22 protein-coding genes are annotated in these 22,047 nt (G+C 68.8%); 11 read left to right on the plus strand and 11 right to left on the minus strand.

Features of this window, described 5'->3' with window-relative positions; translation table 11 throughout:
* The first annotated feature begins 3 nt into the window (after positions 1-3).
* Together ASC87_RS14900 and ASC87_RS14905 are read left to right on the plus strand one after the other, a co-directional pair.
* Positions 4-528, plus strand: a complete 525-nt coding sequence (locus ASC87_RS14900; protein ID WP_056663232.1) for a YfiR family protein — start codon at positions 4-6, stop codon at positions 526-528.
* On the plus strand, positions 525-2,822 hold the full coding sequence (locus ASC87_RS14905; protein ID WP_082568637.1) for an ATP-binding protein: 2,298 nt from the start codon (positions 525-527) through the stop codon (positions 2,820-2,822). The genes ASC87_RS14900 and ASC87_RS14905 overlap by 4 nt, the downstream gene beginning before the upstream one ends.
* Here ASC87_RS14905 and ylqF read toward each other — a convergent pair whose 3' ends face one another.
* From ylqF to ASC87_RS14935, 6 genes are all read right to left on the minus strand, one after another.
* Positions 2,823-3,776 (minus strand): ribosome biogenesis GTPase YlqF, encoded by a 954-nt coding sequence (gene ylqF / locus ASC87_RS14910; protein WP_056663238.1) that lies wholly within the window; start codon positions 3,774-3,776, stop codon positions 2,823-2,825.
* Positions 3,777-3,986: 210 nt separating this feature from the next.
* On the minus strand, positions 3,987-4,625 hold the full coding sequence (locus ASC87_RS14915; protein ID WP_056663240.1) for a hypothetical protein: 639 nt from the start codon (positions 4,623-4,625) through the stop codon (positions 3,987-3,989).
* A gap of 159 nt (positions 4,626-4,784) precedes the next feature.
* Positions 4,785-5,369, minus strand: coding sequence for a DUF937 domain-containing protein (locus tag ASC87_RS14920; RefSeq protein WP_056663244.1), 585 nt, complete (start codon positions 5,367-5,369; stop codon positions 4,785-4,787).
* Between the two features lie 15 nt (positions 5,370-5,384).
* Positions 5,385-5,765, minus strand: coding sequence for a DUF3597 domain-containing protein (locus tag ASC87_RS14925; protein WP_056663246.1), 381 nt, complete (start codon positions 5,763-5,765; stop codon positions 5,385-5,387).
* Between the two features lie 120 nt (positions 5,766-5,885).
* Entirely contained in the window at positions 5,886-6,710 is an 825-nt protein-coding gene (locus tag ASC87_RS14930; RefSeq protein WP_056663249.1) for a hypothetical protein, read from the minus strand.
* A 17-nt stretch (positions 6,711-6,727) separates the two neighbouring features.
* Positions 6,728-7,174: an ABA4-like family protein gene (locus tag ASC87_RS14935; protein WP_056663253.1), complete on the minus strand. Its 447-nt coding sequence runs from the start codon at positions 7,172-7,174 to the stop codon at positions 6,728-6,730.
* Between the two features lie 111 nt (positions 7,175-7,285).
* On the opposite strand from ASC87_RS14935, the gene ASC87_RS14940 reads away from it, so the two are divergent.
* The gene (locus tag ASC87_RS14940) at positions 7,286-7,981 is read left to right on the plus strand and encodes a TetR/AcrR family transcriptional regulator (protein ID WP_082568638.1); all 696 of its coding nucleotides are present in this window, start codon (positions 7,286-7,288) and stop codon (positions 7,979-7,981) included.
* 104 nt (positions 7,982-8,085) lie between these two features.
* Here the strand turns inward: ASC87_RS14940 and ASC87_RS14945 are convergent, their stop codons facing one another.
* On the minus strand, positions 8,086-8,871 hold the full coding sequence (locus tag ASC87_RS14945) for an exodeoxyribonuclease III (protein ID WP_056663255.1): 786 nt from the start codon (positions 8,869-8,871) through the stop codon (positions 8,086-8,088).
* An 11-nt stretch (positions 8,872-8,882) separates the two neighbouring features.
* On the opposite strand from ASC87_RS14945, the gene pyrE reads away from it, so the two are divergent.
* Together pyrE and ASC87_RS14955 are read left to right on the plus strand one after the other, a co-directional pair.
* Positions 8,883-9,560 (plus strand): orotate phosphoribosyltransferase, encoded by a 678-nt coding sequence (pyrE, locus tag ASC87_RS14950; protein ID WP_056663258.1) that lies wholly within the window; start codon positions 8,883-8,885, stop codon positions 9,558-9,560.
* The gene (locus tag ASC87_RS14955) at positions 9,560-10,258 is read left to right on the plus strand and encodes a DUF4124 domain-containing protein (RefSeq protein ID WP_056663261.1); all 699 of its coding nucleotides are present in this window, start codon (positions 9,560-9,562) and stop codon (positions 10,256-10,258) included. The genes pyrE and ASC87_RS14955 overlap by 1 nt, the downstream gene beginning before the upstream one ends.
* A 15-nt stretch (positions 10,259-10,273) precedes the next feature.
* Here ASC87_RS14955 and gatB read toward each other — a convergent pair whose 3' ends face one another.
* The 3 genes from gatB to gatC are packed head-to-tail and all read right to left on the minus strand — an operon-like array spanning position 10,274 to position 13,520.
* Positions 10,274-11,725 (minus strand): Asp-tRNA(Asn)/Glu-tRNA(Gln) amidotransferase subunit GatB, encoded by a 1,452-nt coding sequence (gene gatB, locus ASC87_RS14960; protein ID WP_056663264.1) that lies wholly within the window; start codon positions 11,723-11,725, stop codon positions 10,274-10,276.
* 8 nt (positions 11,726-11,733) lie between these two features.
* Positions 11,734-13,224 carry an Asp-tRNA(Asn)/Glu-tRNA(Gln) amidotransferase subunit GatA gene (gatA, locus tag ASC87_RS14965; protein WP_056663267.1) on the minus strand — a complete coding sequence of 497 codons (1,491 nt, stop codon included), beginning with the start codon at positions 13,222-13,224 and terminating at the stop codon, positions 11,734-11,736.
* Positions 13,221-13,520, minus strand: a complete 300-nt coding sequence (gene gatC, locus ASC87_RS14970) for an Asp-tRNA(Asn)/Glu-tRNA(Gln) amidotransferase subunit GatC (protein ID WP_056663270.1) — start codon at positions 13,518-13,520, stop codon at positions 13,221-13,223. Before gatC ends, gatA begins: the two co-directional genes overlap by 4 nt.
* Before the next feature lie 322 nt (positions 13,521-13,842).
* On the opposite strand from gatC, the gene ASC87_RS14975 reads away from it, so the two are divergent.
* The 6 genes from ASC87_RS14975 (at position 13,843) to ASC87_RS15000 (ending at position 20,929) form a co-directional block, all read left to right on the plus strand.
* Positions 13,843-14,886: a rod shape-determining protein gene (locus ASC87_RS14975; RefSeq protein WP_056663273.1), complete on the plus strand. Its 1,044-nt coding sequence runs from the start codon at positions 13,843-13,845 to the stop codon at positions 14,884-14,886.
* A 65-nt stretch (positions 14,887-14,951) separates the two neighbouring features.
* Positions 14,952-15,872 (plus strand): rod shape-determining protein MreC, encoded by a 921-nt coding sequence (gene mreC / locus ASC87_RS14980; RefSeq protein WP_056663277.1) that lies wholly within the window; start codon positions 14,952-14,954, stop codon positions 15,870-15,872.
* On the plus strand, positions 15,869-16,387 hold the full coding sequence (mreD, locus tag ASC87_RS14985) for a rod shape-determining protein MreD (protein ID WP_056663281.1): 519 nt from the start codon (positions 15,869-15,871) through the stop codon (positions 16,385-16,387). The genes mreC and mreD overlap by 4 nt, the downstream gene beginning before the upstream one ends.
* Before the next feature lie 397 nt (positions 16,388-16,784).
* On the plus strand, positions 16,785-18,836 hold the full coding sequence (gene mrdA / locus ASC87_RS14990) for a penicillin-binding protein 2 (protein ID WP_056663284.1): 2,052 nt from the start codon (positions 16,785-16,787) through the stop codon (positions 18,834-18,836).
* Positions 18,833-19,990 (plus strand): rod shape-determining protein RodA, encoded by a 1,158-nt coding sequence (rodA, locus tag ASC87_RS14995; protein ID WP_056663289.1) that lies wholly within the window; start codon positions 18,833-18,835, stop codon positions 19,988-19,990. Before mrdA ends, rodA begins: the two co-directional genes overlap by 4 nt.
* A gap of 18 nt (positions 19,991-20,008) precedes the next feature.
* Entirely contained in the window at positions 20,009-20,929 is a 921-nt protein-coding gene (locus ASC87_RS15000) for an NAD(P)-dependent oxidoreductase (protein WP_157604055.1), read from the plus strand.
* On the opposite strand, the gene ASC87_RS15005 is transcribed toward ASC87_RS15000, so the two are convergent.
* A complete protein-coding gene (locus ASC87_RS15005; protein ID WP_056663292.1) occupies positions 20,930-22,000 on the minus strand; it encodes a patatin-like phospholipase family protein in 1,071 nt (356 codons plus the stop codon).
* Positions 22,001-22,047: the final 47 nt, after the last annotated feature.

Consider the following 22,047-nt stretch of genomic DNA (forward strand, 5'->3'; position numbering starts at 1 on the left):
GCGATGACGTTCGTTGCCCGCGTGCTCGTGCTGCTGACCCTGGCCGGTCCGCTCGGTTGGCCCCTGGCATGGGCGCAGCAGGACCTGGGGGTCAAGGTGCGGCTCACGCTCAGCCTCGCACGGTTCACCCAGTGGCCGAGCGTGGACCCGTCCATGGCGGAGGCGCTGCGCCTGTGTGTGCTGCACCGTTCACCGCCGGTGTTCGCATCGTTCCGCGGCAAGGCGGGTGAACTCGTCAACGGGAGCCGCCTGCTGGTGCTGGAGGCCCCGCCGGGCGGCGTGGCCGGATGCCACGTGCTGTTCGTCCATGCTTCGGCGCCGGCGTTCGCCGAGCACGTGCAGGACGCGGTGCGCCGGAGCGTGCTGACGGTGGGTGACGGGGACGGGTTTGTCGCGGCCGGCGGCATGGTGGAACTGGTGCCGGTCAACGACGCGGTGCGATTCGATGTGAACCTCGCGGTGTTGCGCGCAGCACACCTCGTGTTGTCGAGCCAGGTGCTGCGCTTGGCCCGGCAGGTGCGCGAATGACCACGATCTCCAGGGCCCCCGTGGCCAGTCTCGGCTTTCGCCACCGGCCGCTGCGCCACAAGCTGGCAGCGCTGCTCGGGCTGTGTGCGGCGATGACGGCGGTGTTCGTCAGTGGCACGGTGTTCGCGATCTCGTGGTGGTCGATGGACGAACACGCGCGGGCCGACGCGGTCGAGGCCACGCAGTCCCTCGCCTTCGCGTTGCGGGCCCCGCTGGCGTTCGAGGACAGGCAGGGCCTGCGCGACGCACTCGACATGCTGCGCGCCCGGCCGCACGTCCAGGGGGCCTGGGTGTACGACCGCACCGGTGAACTGGCCATGTCGTGGGGCCGTGCCTCGTCGACCCCGCTGCAACCACTGAGCGGTGGCCTGCTCACCGGGCATGTGGCGGTGAGTTCGCCGGTCGAGGCCCTCGATGGCGGCGAGCCGTTCGGGACGGTGTCGCTGTACGTCGACCTGAGTGAACAGCGGCGCCTGCTCGCGTGGCAGGCGCTGACCGCCGCGCTCGCCGGGCTGCTCGGTGTGCTGCTGTCGGTGTGGGTGTCGGGCCGGTTGTCGCGGCGGGTGACTGCGCCCATCCTCGACCTCGCCGAAACCGCCTCCGCGATCGCCTCGGGCCGCACGTACGACCGGCGCCTGCGGGCCGCGGGCGACGACGAGGTGGGCCGTGCCGTCACCGCGTTCAACGCGATGATCGACGAGGTGGAGCGCCGCGGTGACGCGCTCGTGGAAGCCAACCGCGCGCTCGAGTACCAGGTGGAGATCCGCACGCTGTCGATGCAGCGGGCCGAGGCCGCCTCGGTCGCGAAGACGCGGTTCCTGTCGAACATGAGCCACGAGCTGCGCAGCCCGCTCAACGGCGTGATCGGTGCCGCGCAACTCCTGCAGGAGGGCAACGTCCAGGGCGCGCAGCGTGACGACCTGGTGAATATCATCCGCACCAGCGGTTCGAACCTGCTGGGCCTCATCGACAGCATCCTCGACCTGGCCCGCATCGAAGCCGGTGCCATGGAACTCGACGTCGGCGAGTTCGACCTCGTCGAATGCGTGGACGCGGCCGTCGCGACCTCCGCCGTGCCGGCGCGTGCGAAGGGCCTGCAGATGGCCGTGGTGATCGAGCCCTCGGTCGTGGCCCGCCGCCGCGGCGATGCGTTGCGCCTGCGCCAGGTGCTGCTCAACCTGCTCGGCAATGCCGTCAAGTTCACGCTGCAGGGCGAAGTGGTCGTGCGTGTGCGTCCCGGCACGGTGCCGGGTGAGCTGGTGTTCGACGTGTCGGACACCGGCATCGGCATGGACGCCTCCGCGGTGGATGCGGTGTTCGAGCCGTTCCGCCAGGCGGATGAATCGACCACGCGCCGTTTCGGTGGCAGCGGCCTCGGGCTCGCGATCTGCCGCCAGGTGGTCCAGTTGATGGGCGGGGCGATCACGCTCGCGAGCCGGCCTGACCAGGGGTCGTGTTTCAGCGTGGCGGTGCCGCTGCCCGAGGTGCCGGGCAACCCCGCGGTGCCGCCGCGCCGCGCGGGGGCCGTCGCCTACTGGGACCCGCACGGCGCCAGCGCCGAGGCGCTCGGCGCGGTGCTCACCCGGCTCGGGTACACATCGACACGATGCCACACGGTCGACGACGCGCTGGCGTTTGCGGCGGGTGGACAGGGCTGGTTGCTGGTGGCCACCGACGCCCCCGGCGGCGCGGCCCTCGTCGATGCGGCGGCGCCTCGGCTGGGGGAGGGGCGCGTGATCGCGGTCACCGGCGCCGACGCCGTTCGCCAGCCGCGGCATTGGCACGTCAGTGCCGCGAAACCCGTGCTGCAGACATCGGTGGCCAACCGCCTGGGCGGCCGCGCCGTGCCGGCGCAGGCCAGCGTCCCCCTGGCCCCGAGCCCGATGGCGGCGCGGCCCGACACCTGCCACGTGCTGGTGGTGGAGGACGAGCCGGTGAACCAGACCATCGTGGGGTCGATGCTCACGAGCGCGGGGTTCTCCGTCGTGGTGGCCAGTGACGGGGCCGCGGCGCTCGCGTGTTTCGCGCAGACCCACTTCGACCTCGTGCTGATGGACTGGCAGATGCCCGACATGGACGGCCTGGAGGTCACGCGCCGCCTGCGTGCGGGCGCGTCGGGCGAACACGGCACCCACGTGCCCATCCTGGCGCTGACGGCCAATGCATTTGCCGAGGACCGTGCGGCGTGCATCGCCGCGGGCATGAACGACTTCCTGACCAAACCGGTGCTGGCGGCCGACCTCGTCAACGCCGCGCTGCGGTGGACCCGGGCGGCGCATCGCGCGCCGCGTTGATCACTCGCTGTCGCGATCGCGATCGCTGTCAGCGGGTTCGGGTGCCCCGCGTTTGCCGCGGGCCTTCTTCTGCGCCCGTTCCGCGTCGTGCACCGCGGCGGTGGCTTGCCATTGGAGGAACTGCTCCGGCGTCTCGAGTGTCACTCGCCCGAGCCCACCGGCGCGGAACTCGTGGATCAGGATCTCCGACGCCTTCTGCAGGTTGACCCGCCCGCCACCCAGCACGGCCCCGCGGCGGCGGCCGATCGCCTCGAGCCAGGCTTCATCGGGCAGTTCCGCCACGTCCTTCAGCTGGAACCGTTCCTCGACGTGGCCGGGGTAGTTCGCGCGCAGCGTCTGCAGCAGTTCGAGCGCCACGATCTCCTCGTCGAGTGCGTTGCGGCCCACGGCACCGCTGGCCGCGAGGTGGTACCCGCTTTCGGGCACCGCGATGCGGGGCCACAGCATGCCGGGGGTGTCGAAGAGGTAGAAATCGCTCGCGAGCGAGATGCGCTGCTCCACCTTCGTGATGCCCGGTTCGTCACCGGTCTTGGCGGCCTTCTTGCCCACGAGGGTGTTGATCAGCGTGGACTTGCCGACGTTCGGGATGCCGCAGATCAGCACCCGCAAAGGCTTGGCCATTCCACCGCGCAGCGGCGCCAGCGAGCGGCTCGCGTCCGTCAGGCGCTGCGCGGGGGCCGTGACGCTGGCATCGAGCCCGATCGCCTGCGTGGCCGGCAGCGCGTTGTAGTACGCGAGCCATGCGGCCGTGCGGTCCGGGTCGGCCAGGTCCTGCTTGTTCAGCACCTTCAACGCCGGCTTGCCGCGGGTCAGGTCGGCCAGCATCGGATTCGCGCTCGACCCTGGCAGCCGCGCATCGAGCAACTCGATCACCACATCGATGCCGCCCTTCATCCGCTCGACGATGGCCTTTTTCGTCGCGTGCATGTGCCCCGGATACCACTGGATCGACATCAGTGGGCCTTGGGGGAAAAGAGGGAGACAGGAAGAGAGCGCATCCAGCGATTATCCCCGCCGGCAAGCGAAGCGAAGCAAGCAACGCCCCGAATCGCGCACGCCAGGAGAGCAAGCGAAGCGACGCGACAGATCAAGCTACTGCCGAGCCCGGGTCCCCCGGGCGACCGCGGGCGCCCCTTGGGGGCAGGAGCGAAGCGACTGGGGGGCTCAGAATCTGTAATTGACGCCAACCGTGATCTGCGGAATAGCCTTGAACTTGGCCACGCTGTCGCGCACTTCGGCCATTTCCTTGTCCACCTCGGCCTGCGACACGAGGCTGAAATTCGGGCCCGAATGGGTTTCAGACACCTTGGCCTTGCCGATCGAGGCGCCGAGGTCGGCCACGAAGCCCCACCCGCTGTCGGGCTGGTGGCCGTAGCCGATGCCCAGGTAGGGCGTCACCTTCGGGTACTCGATCTTCACATCGAGGCGGTCGGCCGCGCTCGACGGCACGGACACGTCACCGATCTGGAAGTTCGTGCCGTCGCCGCGGGCGTGCATGTCGGCTTTCAGTCGGTTGAACGTGACACCACCCGTCAGGCGAAAGCCGCCGGCGACGAACCAGTCGGCGAAGAGGCCGGTGCGGCTGAACGAGGCCTTCGTGTCGTACGTGATGCCTTCCTCGTTCGACCGCTCGCTGCGGCTGCCGAGCGTGGCGAAGTCGCCGCGCACGGTGATGGTGGGGCTCAGGCTGTGGGCGTAACCCACCAGCACACCCGGCAGGCCGATACCGGCATACACCTCGCCGGCTTGGGCCGGAGCGGCAGTGGCAACGAGGGCGGCAAGGGCGAGGGCAGGGCGGATCATCGGATGGGGTCTCCACGGAGAATGGGGATGGAACGGACGCCTCGCCCGGCGCGTCCGCGGCACAACGACTCGGTGTCGGCACGGTGGCGTGCCGACTTCAACGCCGGGACCGGCGGCGCGACCCGGATTGTGAAGTCGTTGGCGATTTTCGGCGCGAACTCAGCGCAACGCCTTGCCCGCCATGCGCAGGATGTCGTCCAGCGCATTGCCGTCGCCGTTCATGTCCAGCATGGACGCGAGGCCGCCCCCCGCGCCGGCGTTGGCGCCGCGCCCGCCGAGCAGGCCACCCAACAAGCCGCCGAGGCCGCCCCCGGCATCGGGTGCCGCGGCGGATGCGCCGCCCCCTTGCTTGGCCATGTACCCCGCCACCAGCATCGCGAGCATCGGCAGCATCTTCTTCAGCAGCGACGGGTCGAGGCCCGACTTCGATGCGGCGTCGTCGGCCACCGTGCGGCTCACGTCGCGCGAGCCGAAGATCTGGCCCAGCACGTCGTCGCCCTGGCGGGTGTCGGTGGGTTGGGGCGACAGCACCTGGTCGAGCAGCCCGCCGCCGCCCAACTGGCCCAGCAGGTCGCCGAGGCCGCCCAGCCCCTGGGGCTGGCTGAGCGCCTGCTTCTTGAACCCGCCGAGCAGCGCGGGCGCCAGCGCCTCCGCGCCGCTGGCCGCCTCGTCCTCGCTGATGCCCAGCTCGCGCGCCATCGATTCGAGGCCGCCCGTCTGGGCGAGGAGATCAGTGATCTGCATGGTGTGCTCCCCGGGTCAGTCGAGGAGGTCGGCCGGCACGTTGCCGCCGTTGGCGGCGATGCGGGCGAGCACGGCCTTGTGCAGCCAGATGTTCATCTGGGCGGAGTCACCCATCTTGTCGGCCGGGCAGCCCAGTTCGGTGGCGAGCTCCTTGCGGGCGGTGAGGCTGCTGTCGATGTCGAGGAGCTTCAACAGGTCGACGATGGACGTTCGCCAGTTCAGCTTCTGCGCGTTGGCGGCCGCCTTTTGCTCCAGTTGAGCCACCACGTCGACGACGGGGATGGCCGTGGCCGCCGCGGGCGAGGCCGAAGGGGCCGGTGCGGTGGCGGACGGTGCAGGTGCGGCGTTCGCGTTGCCAATGCCGAGTTTCTCGAGGATCGTGCTGAAGAATCCCATGATGTCGCGCTCCTGGTGTAGCAGGCGTGGTGTCACGCTCCGGCCGGATTGCCGAGAGCGCGGTGCCATCGATCCTGAAGGCGCATGGTAGTGAGAAACCGGCCGCGGGGATACCGCGATTCAGTGACGGCCGGCCAGCCCCCACACCGCGAGCGCGCCGAACAACATCATGTAGACCCCGGCGAAGCCCCACATCACCCACGCTGCCCACGCGGGCCGTCGCAATCGGGCGGCAAGGGCGGCCTGGGCGATGAACGGCAACAGCTGTTCGGCATGGATGCCGACAAAATGCGCCGGCCGCAGGTCGCCGCCCGCGAGCGACCACCCCAATACCGGCAGCGTGGCACCCGCACTGGCCGGCGGGCGGTTGCCGAGCAGCATGCCGGCGCCGGCGCCCAGCACGAACGTCAGCACCAGGCCCAGCAACACCGCGTGCCGGTACACCCGCGGCCGCGTGGCATCGGGGTGGCGGTGGAGCTGCCACGCGAGCATCGGTTGGGTGGCGGTGAGCACGAGGGCGCCAATGCCCATCAACGTGTACATCACCGTGTGCAGCAGGTCGGTCTCGTTGTAGTGCGAGGCTTGTCCCAGGGCGGCCTGCAGCGTGATGTACACCAGTTCGAAGGTGCCGGAGCCCATCAGCAAGCCCACGATCCAATCCACCGAGCGGTGCGTGCGCCGCGCGGCGGGCAGGTGGCCCACGAACCACGCGGTGGTCAGGGCCAGCACCGCGACCGACAGCGTGAACTTGAACGGCTTGATCCAGACGTTCGCGTCGCGCAGCACACGGTCGTCCAGCGCCCAGGCCAGGGCCAGCGGCACGAGCAGGGCGAGCAGCACGAAGCCGTACCGCGCCAGCCGGCGCTCGCGTGCCAGCAACTCGCCGGGCAGCCGGCGCCACGGCGACGGCGTGATGGCGTTCGGGGAGAGGGGCATCGTGGCCATCGAGCGTTCCTTCGAGGTCAGGCCAGGGCGGACGCCGGGTGGCGGCGTTGCCAGACGAACCGCAGCGCGGCAAAGGCGAGCAGCCCGGCCGGGCCGAACATGAAAGTCAGTGCGAGCAGCGGCAGCACCAGGACGTGGGGCACGCCCAGCGTGCCGGCGCGTTCGGCGATCCACGTGCCCACGAACAGGTCGAACGCCAGGTAGTGCAGCCAGCCGGCCGTGAGCAGGCCGGGCACGGCCATGAGGCGTTGCACGGCGGCAAGGGAGTCATAGCCGCCGCCGGCCATGCCATGGGTGGCGAACAGGCCCACGTACACGACGGCGAACAGGAGGGGCACGAGGCGCCCGGCCACCAGGCGCACGCGGGGTGTCCAGCGTGCGCCGTGGGGCGACACGGCCAAGGCCAGCCAGGCGGCCATGGCCAGGCTGTTCGACATCGAAAAGATCAGGTCGGGGGTGGGCATGGCTTCTCCAGTCAGGGGGCGCACGCCATTCGATCTGAACAGCGTTCAGATTGACGATAAGTTATGATCTGAACGGTGTCAAGTTGAGGCGTTCCCCGCCCCGAGCCGTCCATGCCCAAGCCGAAGTCCCCGCCCGCCGCCGCTGCCGGCACACCGTCTCGCGACGGGTATCACCATGGCGCGTTGCGCGAAGCGCTGATCGACGCGGCCGAGGCCGTGCTGGCCGAACGTGGCGTCGAGGGGTTCTCGCTGCGGGAGGTGGCGCGCCGCTCGGGGGTGTCGCCTGCCGCGCCGGCCCACCATTTCGGCGATGCGGCCGGTTTGCTCGCGGCCGTGTCATCGCTCGCGTTCGACGGCCTCACCGCGGCGCTCGAGGCCGGCAACATGCGCGGGGGCGACGACCCCGTGGCGCGGTTGCGCGAGCAGGGGGTAGCCTACGTGGGCTTTGCGTTGAAACACCCGGGCCGGTTCGGCCTGATGTTCCGGTGCGGTCCGCACGAAGCTGACGCGGTGGACAGCAGCGGCCGCGCCGCGTTTTCGGTGTTGGAAGCGGGCATCCGCGGTCTGTACGGCACGCCCGCCGACGAGCCGCTGCCGCCCCTTCAGTGGCAGGCCCTGCTGGCGGTCTGGTCGGTGGTGCACGGCTTCGCGCACCTGGCGCTGGCCGGGCAGTTCAACGCCTTCACCCCGCCCGAAGGGCGCGAGGCGATGCTGCGCGCGACCCTCGCGCCCATGCTGGACCTGCAGTTGGGTGCGCTGCGTGCTGGCGCGCCACCGCCGGTCAAACGTCGGATTCGTCCTGGATGATCAACGACCCGATATTCAGCCAGCCAACGGATGTCGGGCACGTCACAAATGAATCGATCGGCCAGGTGCCGGGGCCGCTGTCGAGGCTGAATGACGCGTGCGGTCTACAACGTGAAGTCGTAGTCGATGATCAACGGCGCATGATCGGAGAAGCGCTGGTCGAGGAAGATCGATTCCTTGCGGGCCAGCGCGGCCAGGGCCGGCGTGGCCAGGTGGTAGTCGAGCCGCCACCCCACGTTCTTGGCCCAGGCCTGGCCGCGGTTGCTCCACCACGTGTACTGCTCGGCGTTCGGGTTCAGCGTGCGGAACACGTCCACGAGGCCCACTTCATCGAGGGTGTGGGTCATCCATGCGCGTTCCTCGGGCAGGAAGCCGCTGTTCTTCTGGTTGCTGCGCCAGTTCTTCAGGTCGATCTCCTTGTGGGCGATGTTGACGTCGCCCACGAGGATGAACTCGCGCTCGGCTTTGAGCCGCTGCAGGTGCGGGGTCATCAGCGCGAGGAAACGGAACTTGGCGAGCTGGCGTTCCTCGCCGCTCGAACCGCTCGGGAAGTAGCAGCTGATGACGCTCAGCTTGCGCGTGGGGGTGTCGAACTGCAGTTCGAGGTACCGGCCTTCGGCGTCGAATTCGGGTGAACCGAAACCCACCACGACGTTCGACGGTGTCTTCCGGGTGTAAACCCCGACCCCCGAGTACCCCTTCTTTTCGGCAAAGTGGAAGTGCCCGTGCAGGTCGTGCAAACGCTCGAAGCGGCCGGCCACATCGGCCTGCTGGGCCTTGATTTCCTGCACACCCATACAATCGGCACCCAGGGCTTCGGCCCAGGGAACGAGCCCCTTGGTCGCCGCAGACCGGATGCCGTTCAGATTCAGAGACACCAGACGGAACACGAAAGACTCCCATGAGCCCCACGCGCGAAGCCGACCCCCTCGCACAAGACTTTGTGACGTTTTCGGTGGAGGCAGGCGTACTGCGCTTTGGGGAATTCAAGACCAAGGCCGGGCGGCTGTCGCCCTATTTCTTCAACGCCGGCCTGTTCGATGACGGCGCCAAGCTCGGCCGTCTCGCGGAATTCTATGCGCGCCGCCTGATCGCCTCCGGCCTGCAGTTCGACATGCTGTTCGGCCCGGCCTACAAGGGCATCGCGCTGGCCGCCGCCGTGTCCGTCGAACTGGCCCGCCAGGGCCGCAACGTGCCCTACGCGTACAACCGCAAGGAAGCAAAGGACCACGGCGAAGGCGGCACGCTCGTGGGCGCCAAGCTCGCCGGCCGTGTGCTCATCATCGACGATGTGATCTCCGCGGGAACTTCCGTGCGCGAATCCATCTCCATGATCCAGGCGGCGGGGGCCACGCCTTCGGCCGTCGTCATTGCGCTCGACCGGCAGGAGAAGGCCACCGACAACGGCAACGACGCGCCCTGGTCCGCTGTGCAGTTCGTGCAACGCCAGCTGGGCCTCGACGTCTGCGCCATTGCGACCCTGAAGGACTTGTTGCAGTATCTGGAGACCAACCAGGATCCGGCCCTCGGCGCACATGGCGCACGGGTGGCCGCCTACAGAGACCGATACGGGGTGTGATGGTGCAGTTGTCGCGTGTGCGTTTCCCGGTCAGCCGCCGGCTGGCAGCCTGGTTCCTGCTGGCCTGTTCGGCCAGCGGCGCCGACGCCGCCGGCATCTACAGCTGTGTCGACGGCAACGGGCGCCGGCTCACGTCCGACCGGCCCATCCCGGAATGTTCCACCCGCGAGCAGCGCATGCTCAACGCCGACGGGTCGGTGCAGCGCATCGTGCCGCCCACCCGCACCCTCGACGAACAGGCTGAATACGAGGCCCGCGAGCGCAAGGCCGCGCTCGAACGCGCCGCGCTGCAGGACGCCATCCGTCGCGACCGCAACCTGCTGGGCCGTTTCCCCGACGAACCGGCGCACCGCAAGGCCCGCGAGGCCGCACTCGACGACGTGGACAAGGGCGTGCGTTTTTCCGAGGGCCGCCTGAAGGAACTGGAACGCGAGCGCAAGCCGCTGGCCGACGAGGCCGAGTTCTACAAGGGCAAGCAGATGCCGCTGAAGCTGCGCCAGTCGCTCGATGCCAACGAGGCGGCCACCACCGCCCAGCGGTCCCTGGTGCAGAACCAGAAGGACGAGATCCTGCGCATTGACCGCCTGTACGACGCCGAACTGGCCCGGCTGAAAAAGCTGTGGGGGGGCGCCGCCCCAGGGTCGATGGGGGCGATGCCGTCGGCGTCCGCGCCACCGCGCAAGGACGCCGCACGCTGACGGGCCCGGCAGGCCTCAGCCTGCCAGTTTCTTCTTCAGCAACGCATTCACCGCCGCCGGGTCGGCCTTGCCCTTCGTGGCCTTCATCGCCTGGCCGATCAGCGCGTTGAACGCCTTCTCCTTGCCGGCGCGGAATTCCTCCACCGACTTGGCGTTGGCGGCCAGCACCTCGTCGAGGATGCGGTCGAGTTCGCCCGTGTCGCGCATCAGCTTGAGGCCCTTGGCCTCGATGATGGCGTCCACGTCACCGCCCTCGGTCCACAGCGTGTCGAACACCTGCTTGGCACCGTTGTTCGCGATGGTGCCGTCGTTGATGCGCACGATCAGCTGCGCCAGCACCTCGGCCTTGACCGGGCTCGCGTCGAGCGCGAGGCCTTCGGCGTTCAGCCGGCGGGAGATCTCGCCCATCACCCAGTTGGCCACCAGCTTCGCCTGGCCGCTGGCCTTGGCCGCGGTCTCGAAGTAGGCCGCGGTGGCCTTGTCCTGCGTCATCGCCGTGGCGTCGTACGCGGGCAGCGCGTAGTCGGCCTGGAAACGCTCGGCCATCTTGCGGGGCAATTCGGGCATCGCGGCGCGCACGGCCTGCACCCAGCTGTCGGCGATCACGAGCGGCGGCAGGTCGGGGTCGGGGAAGTAGCGGTAATCGGCTGCGTCTTCCTTCGTGCGCATCGCCAGCGTCTCGCCCGTGTCGGGGTTGAACAGCACGGTGGCCTGCTGCACGGTGCCGCCGTCCTCGATCAGGTCGATCTGGTAGTTGACCTCGAAGTCGATGGCCTGCTGCATGAACTTGAAGCTGTTCAGGTTCTTGATCTCGCGGCGCGTGCCGAAGTCGGCGCCGGGCTTGCGCACCGACACATTCACGTCGCAGCGGAACGAGCCTTCCTGCATGTTGCCGTCGCAGATGTCGATCCACTTCACCAGCTCATGCAGCGTGCGTGCGTATTCGACGGCCTCGGGGCCCGAGCGCATCTCGGGCTCGGTCACGATCTCGAGCAGCGGCGTGCCGGCGCGGTTCAGGTCGATGCCGGTCTGGCCCACGTAATCGGCGTGCAGCGACTTGCCGGCGTCTTCCTCGAGGTGGGCGCGGGTCAGGTTGACCTTGTGTTTCACGTCACCCACGTAGAACTCGACCACGCCGCCCTGCACCACGGGGGTCTCGTACTGGCTGATCTGGTAGCCCTTGGGCAGGTCGGGGTAGAAGTAGTTCTTGCGCGCGAAGATCGACAGTGGCGCCACCTTGGCGCCCACGGCGAGGCCGAAGCGGATGGCCCGCTCCACGGCGCCGCGGTTCATCACGGGCAGGGTGCCCGGCAGGGCCAGATCCACCGCGGACGCCTGCGTATTGGGTTCGGCGCCGAACTGCGTGGTGGAGCCGCTGAAGATCTTGCTCTGGGTGGACAGCTGGGCGTGGGTCTCGATGCCGATCACGACCTCGTAGCCCCGGATGAGTTTGGACGGTGTGGACATGGATGCGCTCAGTAGCCGGTCGGGGTGCGGGCGTGCCAGTCGGTAGCCTGCTGGAATGCGTGGGCCGCGTGCAGCAGCGTGCCTTCCTGGAAGTAGTTGCCGATCAGCTGCAGCCCCACGGGCAGGCCTGCTTCGCCATGGCCGGCGGGCAGGCTCATGCCGGGCAGGCCGGCGAGGCTGGCTGGCAGCGTGAAGATGTCGGCGAGGTAGTTGGCGACGGGGTCGTCGGTCTTGTCACCGAGCTTCCACGCCACCGTGGGGGCCACCGGCCCGGCGATCACGTCGCACTGGCGGAAGCAGGCCTGGAAGTCGTCGGCGATCATGCGGCGCAGCTTCTGCGCCTGCAGGTAGTAGGCGTCGTAGTAGCCGTGGCTCAGCACGTAGGTGCCGATCATGATCCGGCGCTTGACCTCGTCGCCGAACCCCTCGGCGCGTGTCTTCTTGTACATGTCGTCGAGGTCCACGTACGACTTCGCGCGGTGGCCGTAACGCACGCCGTCGAAGCGGCTCAGGTTGGACGAGGCCTCGGCCGGCGCGATGATGTAGTACACCGGGATCGACAGTTCCGTGCGCGGCAGGCTCACGTCCACCAGCATGGCGCCGAGCTTCTCGAACTCGGCCAGCGCGGCGCGCACCGCGCCGTTCACGTCGGCGGCCAGCGCCTGCGGGAAGAACTCGGTGGGCAGGCCGATGCGCAGGCCCTTGAGCGGCTGCGCGGCCGTGGCCCCCTCGCGGGGGGCGGTGAGGGCGGCGGTGTAGTCGGCCGTGGGCTGGTTGGCACTGGTGGCATCGCGTTCGTCGAAGCCGCTCATCGCCGTCAGCAGCAGCGCGCAGTCTTCGGCGCTGCGGGCCATGGGGCCGGCCTGGTCGAGGCTCGACGCGAAGGCGATCATGCCGTAGCGCGACACGCGGCCGTAGGTGGGCTTGATGCCGGTGATGCCAGTGAAGCTGGCGGGCTGGCGGATGGAGCCCCCGGTGTCGGTGCCGGTGGCCACCGGCACCAGGCGTGCGGCCACCGCGGCGGCCGAGCCACCCGACGAACCGCCTGGCACGCGGGTCACGTCCCATGGGTTCTTGACCGGGGCGTAGGCCGAGTTCTCGTTGCCCGAGCCCATCGCGAACTCGTCGCAGTTGAGCTTGCCGAGGGTCACCATGCCCGCTTCGGCGAGCTGGCGCACCACGGTGGCGTCGAACGGGCTCTGGTAGCCCGCGAGCATCTTCGAGCCGGCCGTGGTGGGCAGCGCGGTGGTGACGAAGATGTCCTTGTGGGCCAGCGGCACGCCGAGCAGCAGCCCGCGTTCGCCCTGGGCCCGGCGTGCGTCGGCCGCGGCGGCCTGGGCCAGCGCATGTTCGGTGTCGGTGGCGAGGAACGCACCGAGATGTTCGTGAGCGGCAACCCGTGCGAGCAGATGTTTCGTCAATTCGACGCTGGAGACGGTGCCCGCGTCGAGCGCCTGGCCCAGTCCGGCCACGCCGAGGGAGTGCAGGGTCTTGTTCATTCCTTGACCTTCGGCACGAGGAAAAGACCGTCTTCGACGGCCGGGGCGCTGCGCTGGTTCAGCTCGCGCTGGTTGGTTTCGGTGGCCACGTCGTCGCGCAGGCGCAGCGCCACGTCGTGCACGGCGGACAGCGGCGTGTACAGCGGTTCGACGCCGCTGGTGTCGATCGCCTTCATGCGTTCGACGATGGAGAAGAAGCCGTTGAGCTGCTGCAGCATCGCGGCTTGCTCGGAAACGGTGAGTTCAAGGCGGGCCAGCTTGGCGATGCGGCCGACGTCGTCAGGGGTCAATGCCATTGAAAATGCGCTCTGGAAGGGGTCTCCGCGGGGGCGAAAACCAGGGGTGATGCAGTATTATCCCCGGTTATCCACAAGCCCTTCCGGGCGTGCGACCGTCCCAGTGCCATCCGCCAGGGACACGTTTCACCCTCGGCCGGGCTTGAAACCCTTTTTGCGCTCACGCGGGCGATTTTCGATTCGCCGGCGCGGGTACCCGCCCTCCAATCCACGGAACCACGTCGCCCAGCCTGCCCCCGAGCCCGTGTCCGGTCCCCCAGGTCCCCCCTGGCCGACCGCGATGCCTGCACCGACAGCCCAGACGACCCAACACCTCAAATCCATGTTCGCATCCCTGCGCCGCTACTTCTCCACCGACCTCGCCATTGACCTGGGCACCGCCAACACGCTGATCTACGTGCGCGGCAAGGGCATCGTCCTCGACGAACCGTCGGTCGTGGCCATCCGCCACGAAGGCGGCCCCAACGGCAAGAAGACCATCCAGGCGGTGGGCGCCGAAGCCAAGGCCATGCTCGGCAAGGTGCCGGGCAACATCGAGGCCATCCGCCCCATGAAGGACGGTGTGATCGCCGACTTCACCGTCACCGAGCAGATGCTCAAGCAGTTCATCAAGATGGTCCACGACTCGAAGATGCTGCGTCCCAGCCCGCGCATCATCATCTGCGTGCCCTGTGGTTCCACCCAGGTCGAACGCCGTGCCATCCGTGAATCGGCCCTCGGCGCCGGCGCCTCCGAGGTGTACCTGATCGAGGAACCCATGGCCGCGGCCATCGGCGCCGGCCTGCCGGTGTCCGAAGCCAGTGGCTCCATGGTGGTCGACATCGGCGGCGGCACCACCGAGGTGGGTGTCATCTCGCTGGGCGGCATGGTCTACAAGGGCAGCATCCGGGTCGGCGGCGACAAGTTCGACGAATCCATCATCAACTACATCCGCCGCAACTACGGCATGCTGATCGGCGAACCCACCGCCGAAGCCATCAAGAAGAACATCGGCAGCGCGTTTCCCGGCTCCGAGGTCAAGGAGATGGAAGTCAAGGGCCGCAACCTCTCCGAAGGGGTGCCGCGCAGCTTCACCATCAGCAGCAACGAAATCCTCGAAGCCCTGACCGACCCGCTCAACCAGATGGTCTCGGCCGTCAAGAACGCCCTCGAGCAGACCCCGCCCGAGCTGGGCGCCGACATTGCCGAACGCGGCATGATGCTCACGGGTGGCGGCGCGTTGCTCCGCGACCTGGACCGCCTGCTCGCCGAGGAAACCGGCCTGCCGGTGCTGGTGGCCGAAGACCCGCTCACCTGTGTCGTGCGCGGATGTGGCATGGCCCTCGAGCGCATGGAACGCCTGGGTTCGATCTTCACGTCCGAGTGACCTTTCCAAGCGCGGGCCCCCAACCGGCCCGCTGACACCACCGATCTGCCGACACGGGTTCACCCATGGCTCTAGGGATGCTCGACCGGACCCCTCCGCCCTTCTTCCGGCAAGGGCCCTCGGCGCTCACGCGCCTGATGTTTTTCTCGGCGCTCGCCCTGTTCCTGATGGTCGCCGACACCCGCTTCCAGCTGACCCAGCCGTTGCGGGCCATCATGGCCACCGTGCTGCACCCCGTCGAACGGGTGCTGCGCGTGCCGGTGGACGCCTGGCAGGGCGGTGCCGAATACTTCCTCGGGCTCGAACACGCGCTCGAAGAGGAAGCGAAGGCACGCCAGGAGCTGTCGGCCCAGGCGGCCCGGTCCGCGCGGGTGGACCAGCTGATGCAGGAAAACCTCCGGCTGCGCGCGCTGCTTGACCTGCGCCCCGCGCTGAAGGTGCGGTCGCAGGCCGCCGAGATCCTGTACGACGCCCCCGATCCCTACTCGCGCAAGGTCATCATCGACCGCGGCGCCCGCCACGGGCTGGCACTGGCGTCGCCCGTCATCAACGAGGCCGGTGTGCTGGGCCAGGTGACCCGGGTGTACCCGTACAGTGCCGAAGTCACCCTGCTGACCGACAAGGAAGCCGCCATCCCCGTGTTGAACAACCGCACCCAGGCGCGCAGCGCCGCGTTCGGCAACCCCAACGGCGCGGGCCTCGAACTGCGTTTCATGGCCGGCAACGCCGACGTGCAGGTGGGTGACGAACTCTCCACGTCCGGTGTGGACGGCATCTACCCGGCCGGTGTGCCGGTGGCCAAGGTCACGCAGATCGACCGCGTGGTCGAATCTGGTTTCGCGCGCATCTCGCTCGTCCCGCTCGCGTCGCCCGACAGCGTGCGCCACGTGCTGGTGCTGGAACCCGTGGGCGTGCAGATGCCGCCCAAGCCGGAAGTGGAGCCGCCGAAACCCGTGGTTGCCGCGAAGAAAGGGGGCCGCAAATGATGCCCCGTGGCGCCGACCAGCTGCTGCTGCCGGTGAACCCGCTGTTCATGTGGTTCACGCTGCTGATGGCCTTTGCGTTCAACCTCGTGCCGCTCGGCCGCAACCCGGCGCTGCCCGACCTGCTGGCGCTGGTGCTGGTGTTCTGGAACGTGCACCAGCCCCGCCGCGTCGGCGTGGGGGTTGCCTTCGTGTTCGGGCTGATGATGGACGTGCACGACAGCGCCGTGCTGGGCCAGCACGCGCTCGCCTACACGCTGCTCAGCTACTTCGCCATCACCATCCACCGCCGCCTGCTGTGGTTCGACCTGCTGACCCAGGCCCTGCACATCCTGCCGCTGTTCCTGGCGGCCCACGCGGTGTCGCTGACCGTGAGAATGTTGGTGGGCGGCATGTTCCCGGGCTGGGAACTGATGCTCGCGCCGGTGTTCGAAAGCTTGTTGTGGCCGGTGGTGTCGTTGCTGCTGCTCGCCCCGCAACGGCGCCCGCCCGACTCCGATAAAAACCGACCACTTTGATCATGAGCCCGCAGCTGTTTTCGCGGCCCCCCACCCTTGTCACCCCGGCGAACGCCGGGGCCCACCGGTCCTGCCACGCGCCCGCCCGCGTTGGAGATCCCGGCCTTCGCCGGGATGACATCGATGGCCAAGCCAGCGCAGCGAAGCGCCCCTTCAAGCCACAACCGAGCCCGGGTTTCCCGGGCGACCGTTGGCGCCCCCTCGGGGGGCAGGAGCGTGAGCGACGTGGGGGCCCGACCATGGCGAGCCCGGGTTTCCCGGGCGACCGTTGGCGCCCCCTTGGGGGGCAGGAGCGTGAGCGACGTGGGGGCCCGACCATGGCGAGCCCGGGTCTCCCGGGCGACCGTTGGCGCCCCCTCGGGGGGCAGGAGCGTGAGCGACGTGGGGGCCCCGCCCCATGACTGAACTCAAGAACATCAAGCAGGAGCTGAGCCGGTTCCGCACGCGGCTGCTCGCCGCTGCGGGTTTCGTGCTCATTGCGTTCGGCCTGCTGCTCACGCGCCTGGTGGTGCTGCAGGTGGTGCGGCACGAGGAGCTGTCCACGCGGGCCGAGAACAACCGCATCGCGGTGGTGCCGGTGGTGCCCAACCGCGGCCTCATCGTGGACCGCAACGGGGTGGTGCTGGCCAACAACTACTCGGCCTACACGCTCGAGATCACGCCGTCGAAGGTGGACGACATCGAGGCCACCATCGACGCGCTGACCCCGCTCGTCGACATCACGGCCCGCGACCGCAAGCGGTTCAAGCGGCTGATCGACGAAAGCAAGAGCTTCGAGTCGCTGCCCATCCGCACGCGGCTCACCGACGAGGAAGTGGCCAAGTTCACCGCGCAGCGGTTCCGCTTCCCGGGCGTCGACATCAAGGCGCGGTTGTTCCGCAACTACCCGCTCGGCGAGGTGGGCGCGCACCTGATCGGCTACATCGGCCGCATCAACCAGACCGAAAAGACGGCCATGGAAGACTGGCCGGAAGAGCAGCTCGACAACTACCGCGGCACCGAGTACATCGGCAAGCTCGGCATCGAGCAGAGCTACGAGTCCGACCTGCACGGCATCACCGGCTTCGACGAAGTGGAGACCAGCGCCGGCGGCCGCGCGGTGCGCCGCTTGAAGAGCCACCCGGCCACGCCGGGCAACAAGCTGGTGCTGTCCATCGACATCCGCCTGCAGGCCATGGTGGAGGAACTCTTCGGCGACCGGCGCGGCGCGCTGGTGGCCATGGACCCCCGCTCCGGCGAGATCCTCGCGTTTGTCAGCAAACCCACGTTCGACCCGAACCTGTTCGTCGACGGCATCGACGTCGACTCGTGGCGCGAGCTGAACGAATCCATCGACAAGCCGCTGCTCAACCGCGCGCTGCGCGGCACGTACCCGCCCGGCTCCACGTTCAAGCCCTTCATGGCCATGGCGGCGCTTGCCAGCGGCAAACGCACCCCCACGCAGGTCACCTTCGACGGCGGCACGTTCCAGTTCGGCAACCACACCTTCCGCAGCCACGGCGACGGTGGCCTGGGCCAGGTGGACATGACGCGGTCCATCGTCAAGTCGAGCAACGTGTACTACTACTCGCTCGCAAACGACATGGGCGTGGACCTGATCCACGACCAGCTCGAACCGTTCGGCTTCGGCCGCAAGGTGGGCATCGACCTCGAGGGCGAGGTGACCGGGCTGCTGCCGTCCACCGCGTGGAAGCGGCGCGCCTACAAGAAGCCCGAAATGCAGAAGTGGTACGCCGGGGAAACGATCTCGCTCGGCATCGGGCAGGGATACAACAACTTCACGATGCTGCAGCTCTCGAGCGCGCTGTCCACGCTGGTGTCCGGCGGGCAACGCTACAAACCCCGCCTGGTGCGGCAGGTGGAAGATGTGGTCACGCGCGAACGCCGCGACGTCACGCACGACGCGCTGGAGCCGCTGCCACTCAAGCCCGAACACGTGGAGGTGGTGATGAAGGCCATGCATGGCGTGACCCAGGAAGGCACGTCCACCCGCATCTTCATGGGCGCCGGCTACCAGAGCGGCGGCAAGACCGGTACCGCGCAGGCCGTGGGCGTGCGCCAGAACGAGAAGTACAACGCGTCGAAGCTCGAGGAACACCGCCGCGACCACTCGCTGTACACCGCGTTCGCCCCGATCGAGGCGCCCACCATCGCGCTGGCCGTGATCGTCGAGAACGCGGGCTTCGGCGCCACCGCGGCCGCCCCCATCGCCCGCCGCGTGATCGACTACGCGCTGCTCGGCAGGTATCCGAGCGTCGAGGACATCGCGCTCACCCGCGAGGGCAAGTCCGGCCCGCCGGTGGGTGTGGCCCGTGCCGCGTCCACCATCCCGTTGCCGGGCAACGCGCCGTCGGTGGCGGTGACCGGGCCCGTCGTGCCTACCGCTCCCGTGGTGATCGCGCCGGCACCGGCCGCCCCCGCTTCCGCCGCCTCCGGAGCTCCCCGATGAACGCCGTGTTCGAGAAACCTTCGGTGTGGAAGCGGCTGAAGCCGGTGTTCATCGGCTTCGACGGCCCGCTGTTCCTCGCCATCGTGCTGCTCGCGGCCGGCGGCCTCGTCACGATGTACTCGGCCGGGTTCGACCATGGCACGCGCTTCGTCGACCACGGTCGCAACATGCTGATCGCCCTCGGCATCCTGTTCGTCGTGGCGCAGGTGCCGCCGCAGCGGCTGATGGCGGCGGCGGTGCCCCTGTACATCGTCGGGGTCATGCTGCTCGTGGCGGTGGCGCTCTTCGGCATCACGAAAAAGGGCGCCACGCGCTGGCTCAACGTGGGCATGGTGATCCAGCCCAGCGAGATGCTGAAGATCGCCACGCCGCTGATGCTCGCGTGGTGGTTCCAGCGCCGCGAAGGGCAGTTGCGCACGCTCGACTTCGTGGCGGCCATCGGCATCCTGCTGGTGCCCGTGGGCCTGATCGCCAAACAGCCCGACCTGGGCACCGCCATCCTCGTGCTGTCCGCCGGGATGTTCGTGGTGTTCTTTGCCGGGCTGTCGTGGAAGCTGATCATCCCGGTGGTGCTGGCCGGGGCCATCGGCATCGGTGCACTGGTGATGTCCGAGGACCAGATCTGCCAGCCCGGGGTATCGTGGTTGCCGCTCTTGCGGGACTACCAGAAGGACCGCGTCTGCACGCTGCTCGACCCCAGCCTCGACCCGCTCGGCAAGGGCTTCCACATCATCCAGGGCATGATCGCCATCGGGTCCGGGGGGGTGCAGGGCAAGGGGTTCATGAAGGGCACGCAGACCCACCTCGAGTTCATTCCCGAACGCACCACCGACTTCATCTTCGCGGCGTTTTCCGAAGAGTTCGGCCTCGCCGGCTGCATCGCGCTGCTGCTCGGGTTCACGTTCCTGATCTTCCGCGGGCTGATGATCGCAGCCGACGCCCCGTCGCTGTTCTCGCGCCTGCTCGCGGGCGCCATCACGCTGAGCTTCTTCACCTACTGCTTCGTCAACATGGGCATGGTGAGCGGCATCCTGCCCGTGGTGGGGGTGCCGCTGCCGTTCATCAGCTATGGCGGCACGGCGATGGTGACGCTGGGCTTGAGCCTGGGTATCCTCATGTCCATCTCCAAGTCCCGCCGCTTCATGAAAAGCTAGCTGTTTCGCGCGGTACCCATGACCTCATCCTTCGACCCCACCATTCCCTCATCCCTCGGCCCGCCCCGCGTGGGCATCGTCGGGGTCGGCAACATCGGCGGTGCGATGGTGGCGCGGTTGCGGTCGTGCGGGTTCACGGTGGCGGTGCACGACATCGACCCGGAGGCCGAGGCCCGGGCGGTGGCGCTCGGGGCCATGGCGTGTGCCACCCCGGCGGGGCTGGCGATGTCCTGCGACGTGCTGATCGTCGCGGTGGTGGACGGCCCGCAGACCGAGTCGGTGCTGTTCGGCCACCACGGTGCCGCGGCGGCGCTGGCCCCGGGCAGCCTCGTGATGCTGTGCCCCACGATCTCGCCCGGCGACGTCGAACGTTTCACCGCCCGGCTCGACGCGCTGGGCCTCGAGTGGATGGACGCGCCCACGTCCGGCGGCCCCATCCGCGTGCGCGAGGGCCACACGAGCCTGATGCTCGCGTGTGCGGCGGACGTGCAGGTGCGCCACCGGGCGCTGCTGTCCGTGCTGTCCAGCCGTGTCATGTACGTGGGCGAGCGGGCCGGTGACGGCGCCCGCACCAAACTCGTCAACAACCTGCTGGCCACCATCAACCTTGCCGGCACCGCCGAGGTGCTGGCGCTGGCCGAGCGGCTCGGGCTCGACATGGCCCGCACGCTCGAGGTGATCGATCAATCGAGCGGGCAGAACTGGATCGGCTCCGAGCGCATGAAGCGCCTGCTGCGCGGCGACACGCAGGCCCGGGCGCGCACCGCGCTGCTGGCCAAGGACAGCGGCCTCGCGCTCGACGCCGCCCGGTCGGTGGGGTTCGGCGTGCCGCTGGGTGGGCAGGCGGCGGCGCTGTTTGCGCTGGCCTGCGCGCAGGGGCTCGCCGACGAGGACGACGCCAGCCTGCTCACGTGGATGCGCCAGGCGCGGGGCGGCTGATCAGCGGGCCTTCTTCGGGCTCTTCAGGAATTCCTTGTCGATGTCGAGCGACGCGCTGACGCCGATGTCGTCGCGGTGCTTCTTGAGCCAGCGGGTGGCCGCGGTGCGGCCCAGGTCGAAGAGTTGCTCCAGGAACGCGCGCTCGGTGTTGAGCTTGGAGCTCGCACCGAAGTCCACCAGGCCCTTGTCGTCCGACACCATGTGCAGCCGCAGGTCCTTGTAGCGCCCGGGGTCGAGCTTGCCTTCGCGCACGAGGCGCGACACGAACGAGATGGCCCGCAGCTCCGAGACGAGGCTGGCGTTGAACGTGATCTCGTTGATGCGGTCCATGATCTCCTCGCTGCGGTGCGGCACCCGTTCGCGCACGAGCGGGTTGATGCGCACGAGCAGGATGTCGAGCGACGTGGTGTTGTAGATCAGCGGGTAGATGGCCGGGTTGCCGGTGTAGCCGCCGTCCCAGTACGAATCGTTGCCGATGGGCACGGCCTGGAACAGGAACGGCAGGCACGCCGACGCGAGCAAGGCATCGAGGCTGAGGTCCTTGCCGGTGAACACGCGTGGCTGGCCCGTGGTGACGCTGGTGGCCGTGATGAACAGGTGCAGCGCGCAGTCGCGCATCGCGTCCTCGTCGACGTGCCGGTGCAACACGTCGCGCAGCGGGTTCAGGTTCAACGGGTTGAACTCGTACGGGCTGAACGACCGGAAGAACGCGCTCGCCCACTGGTACCCCGGCAGCATGTCGAGGCTCAGGCTGTCGGTGATGTTGTTCACCTTGCTTGCCGAAAACGGCGCGAAGATGGACCCCGACCGGCTCACGTCCATCCAGAAGTCCCGCAACGCCTGGCGTGCACCCTCGCGTCCGCCACGGTGGTAGCCGGTGGCCATCACCCCCGCGTTCATCGCACCGGCGCTGGTGCCCGAGATGCCCTGGAACTCGATGTGGCCGTCTTCCAGCAGCCGGTCCAGCACACCCCATGTGAAGGCGCCGTGCGAGCCACCCCCTTGCAGCGCCAGGTCGAGGTGGCGAATGGTGGTGGCGTCGGGGTCGATCGGGCGGGCGTCGTCGGGCATGGCGGGTCCTCGGTGGTCCGGCCGAGTCTATGCGGCTGTGCGCATTC

This window comes from Rhizobacter sp. Root1221 (assembly GCF_001425785.1).
Taxonomy (GTDB): domain Bacteria; phylum Pseudomonadota; class Gammaproteobacteria; order Burkholderiales; family Burkholderiaceae_C; genus Rhizobacter.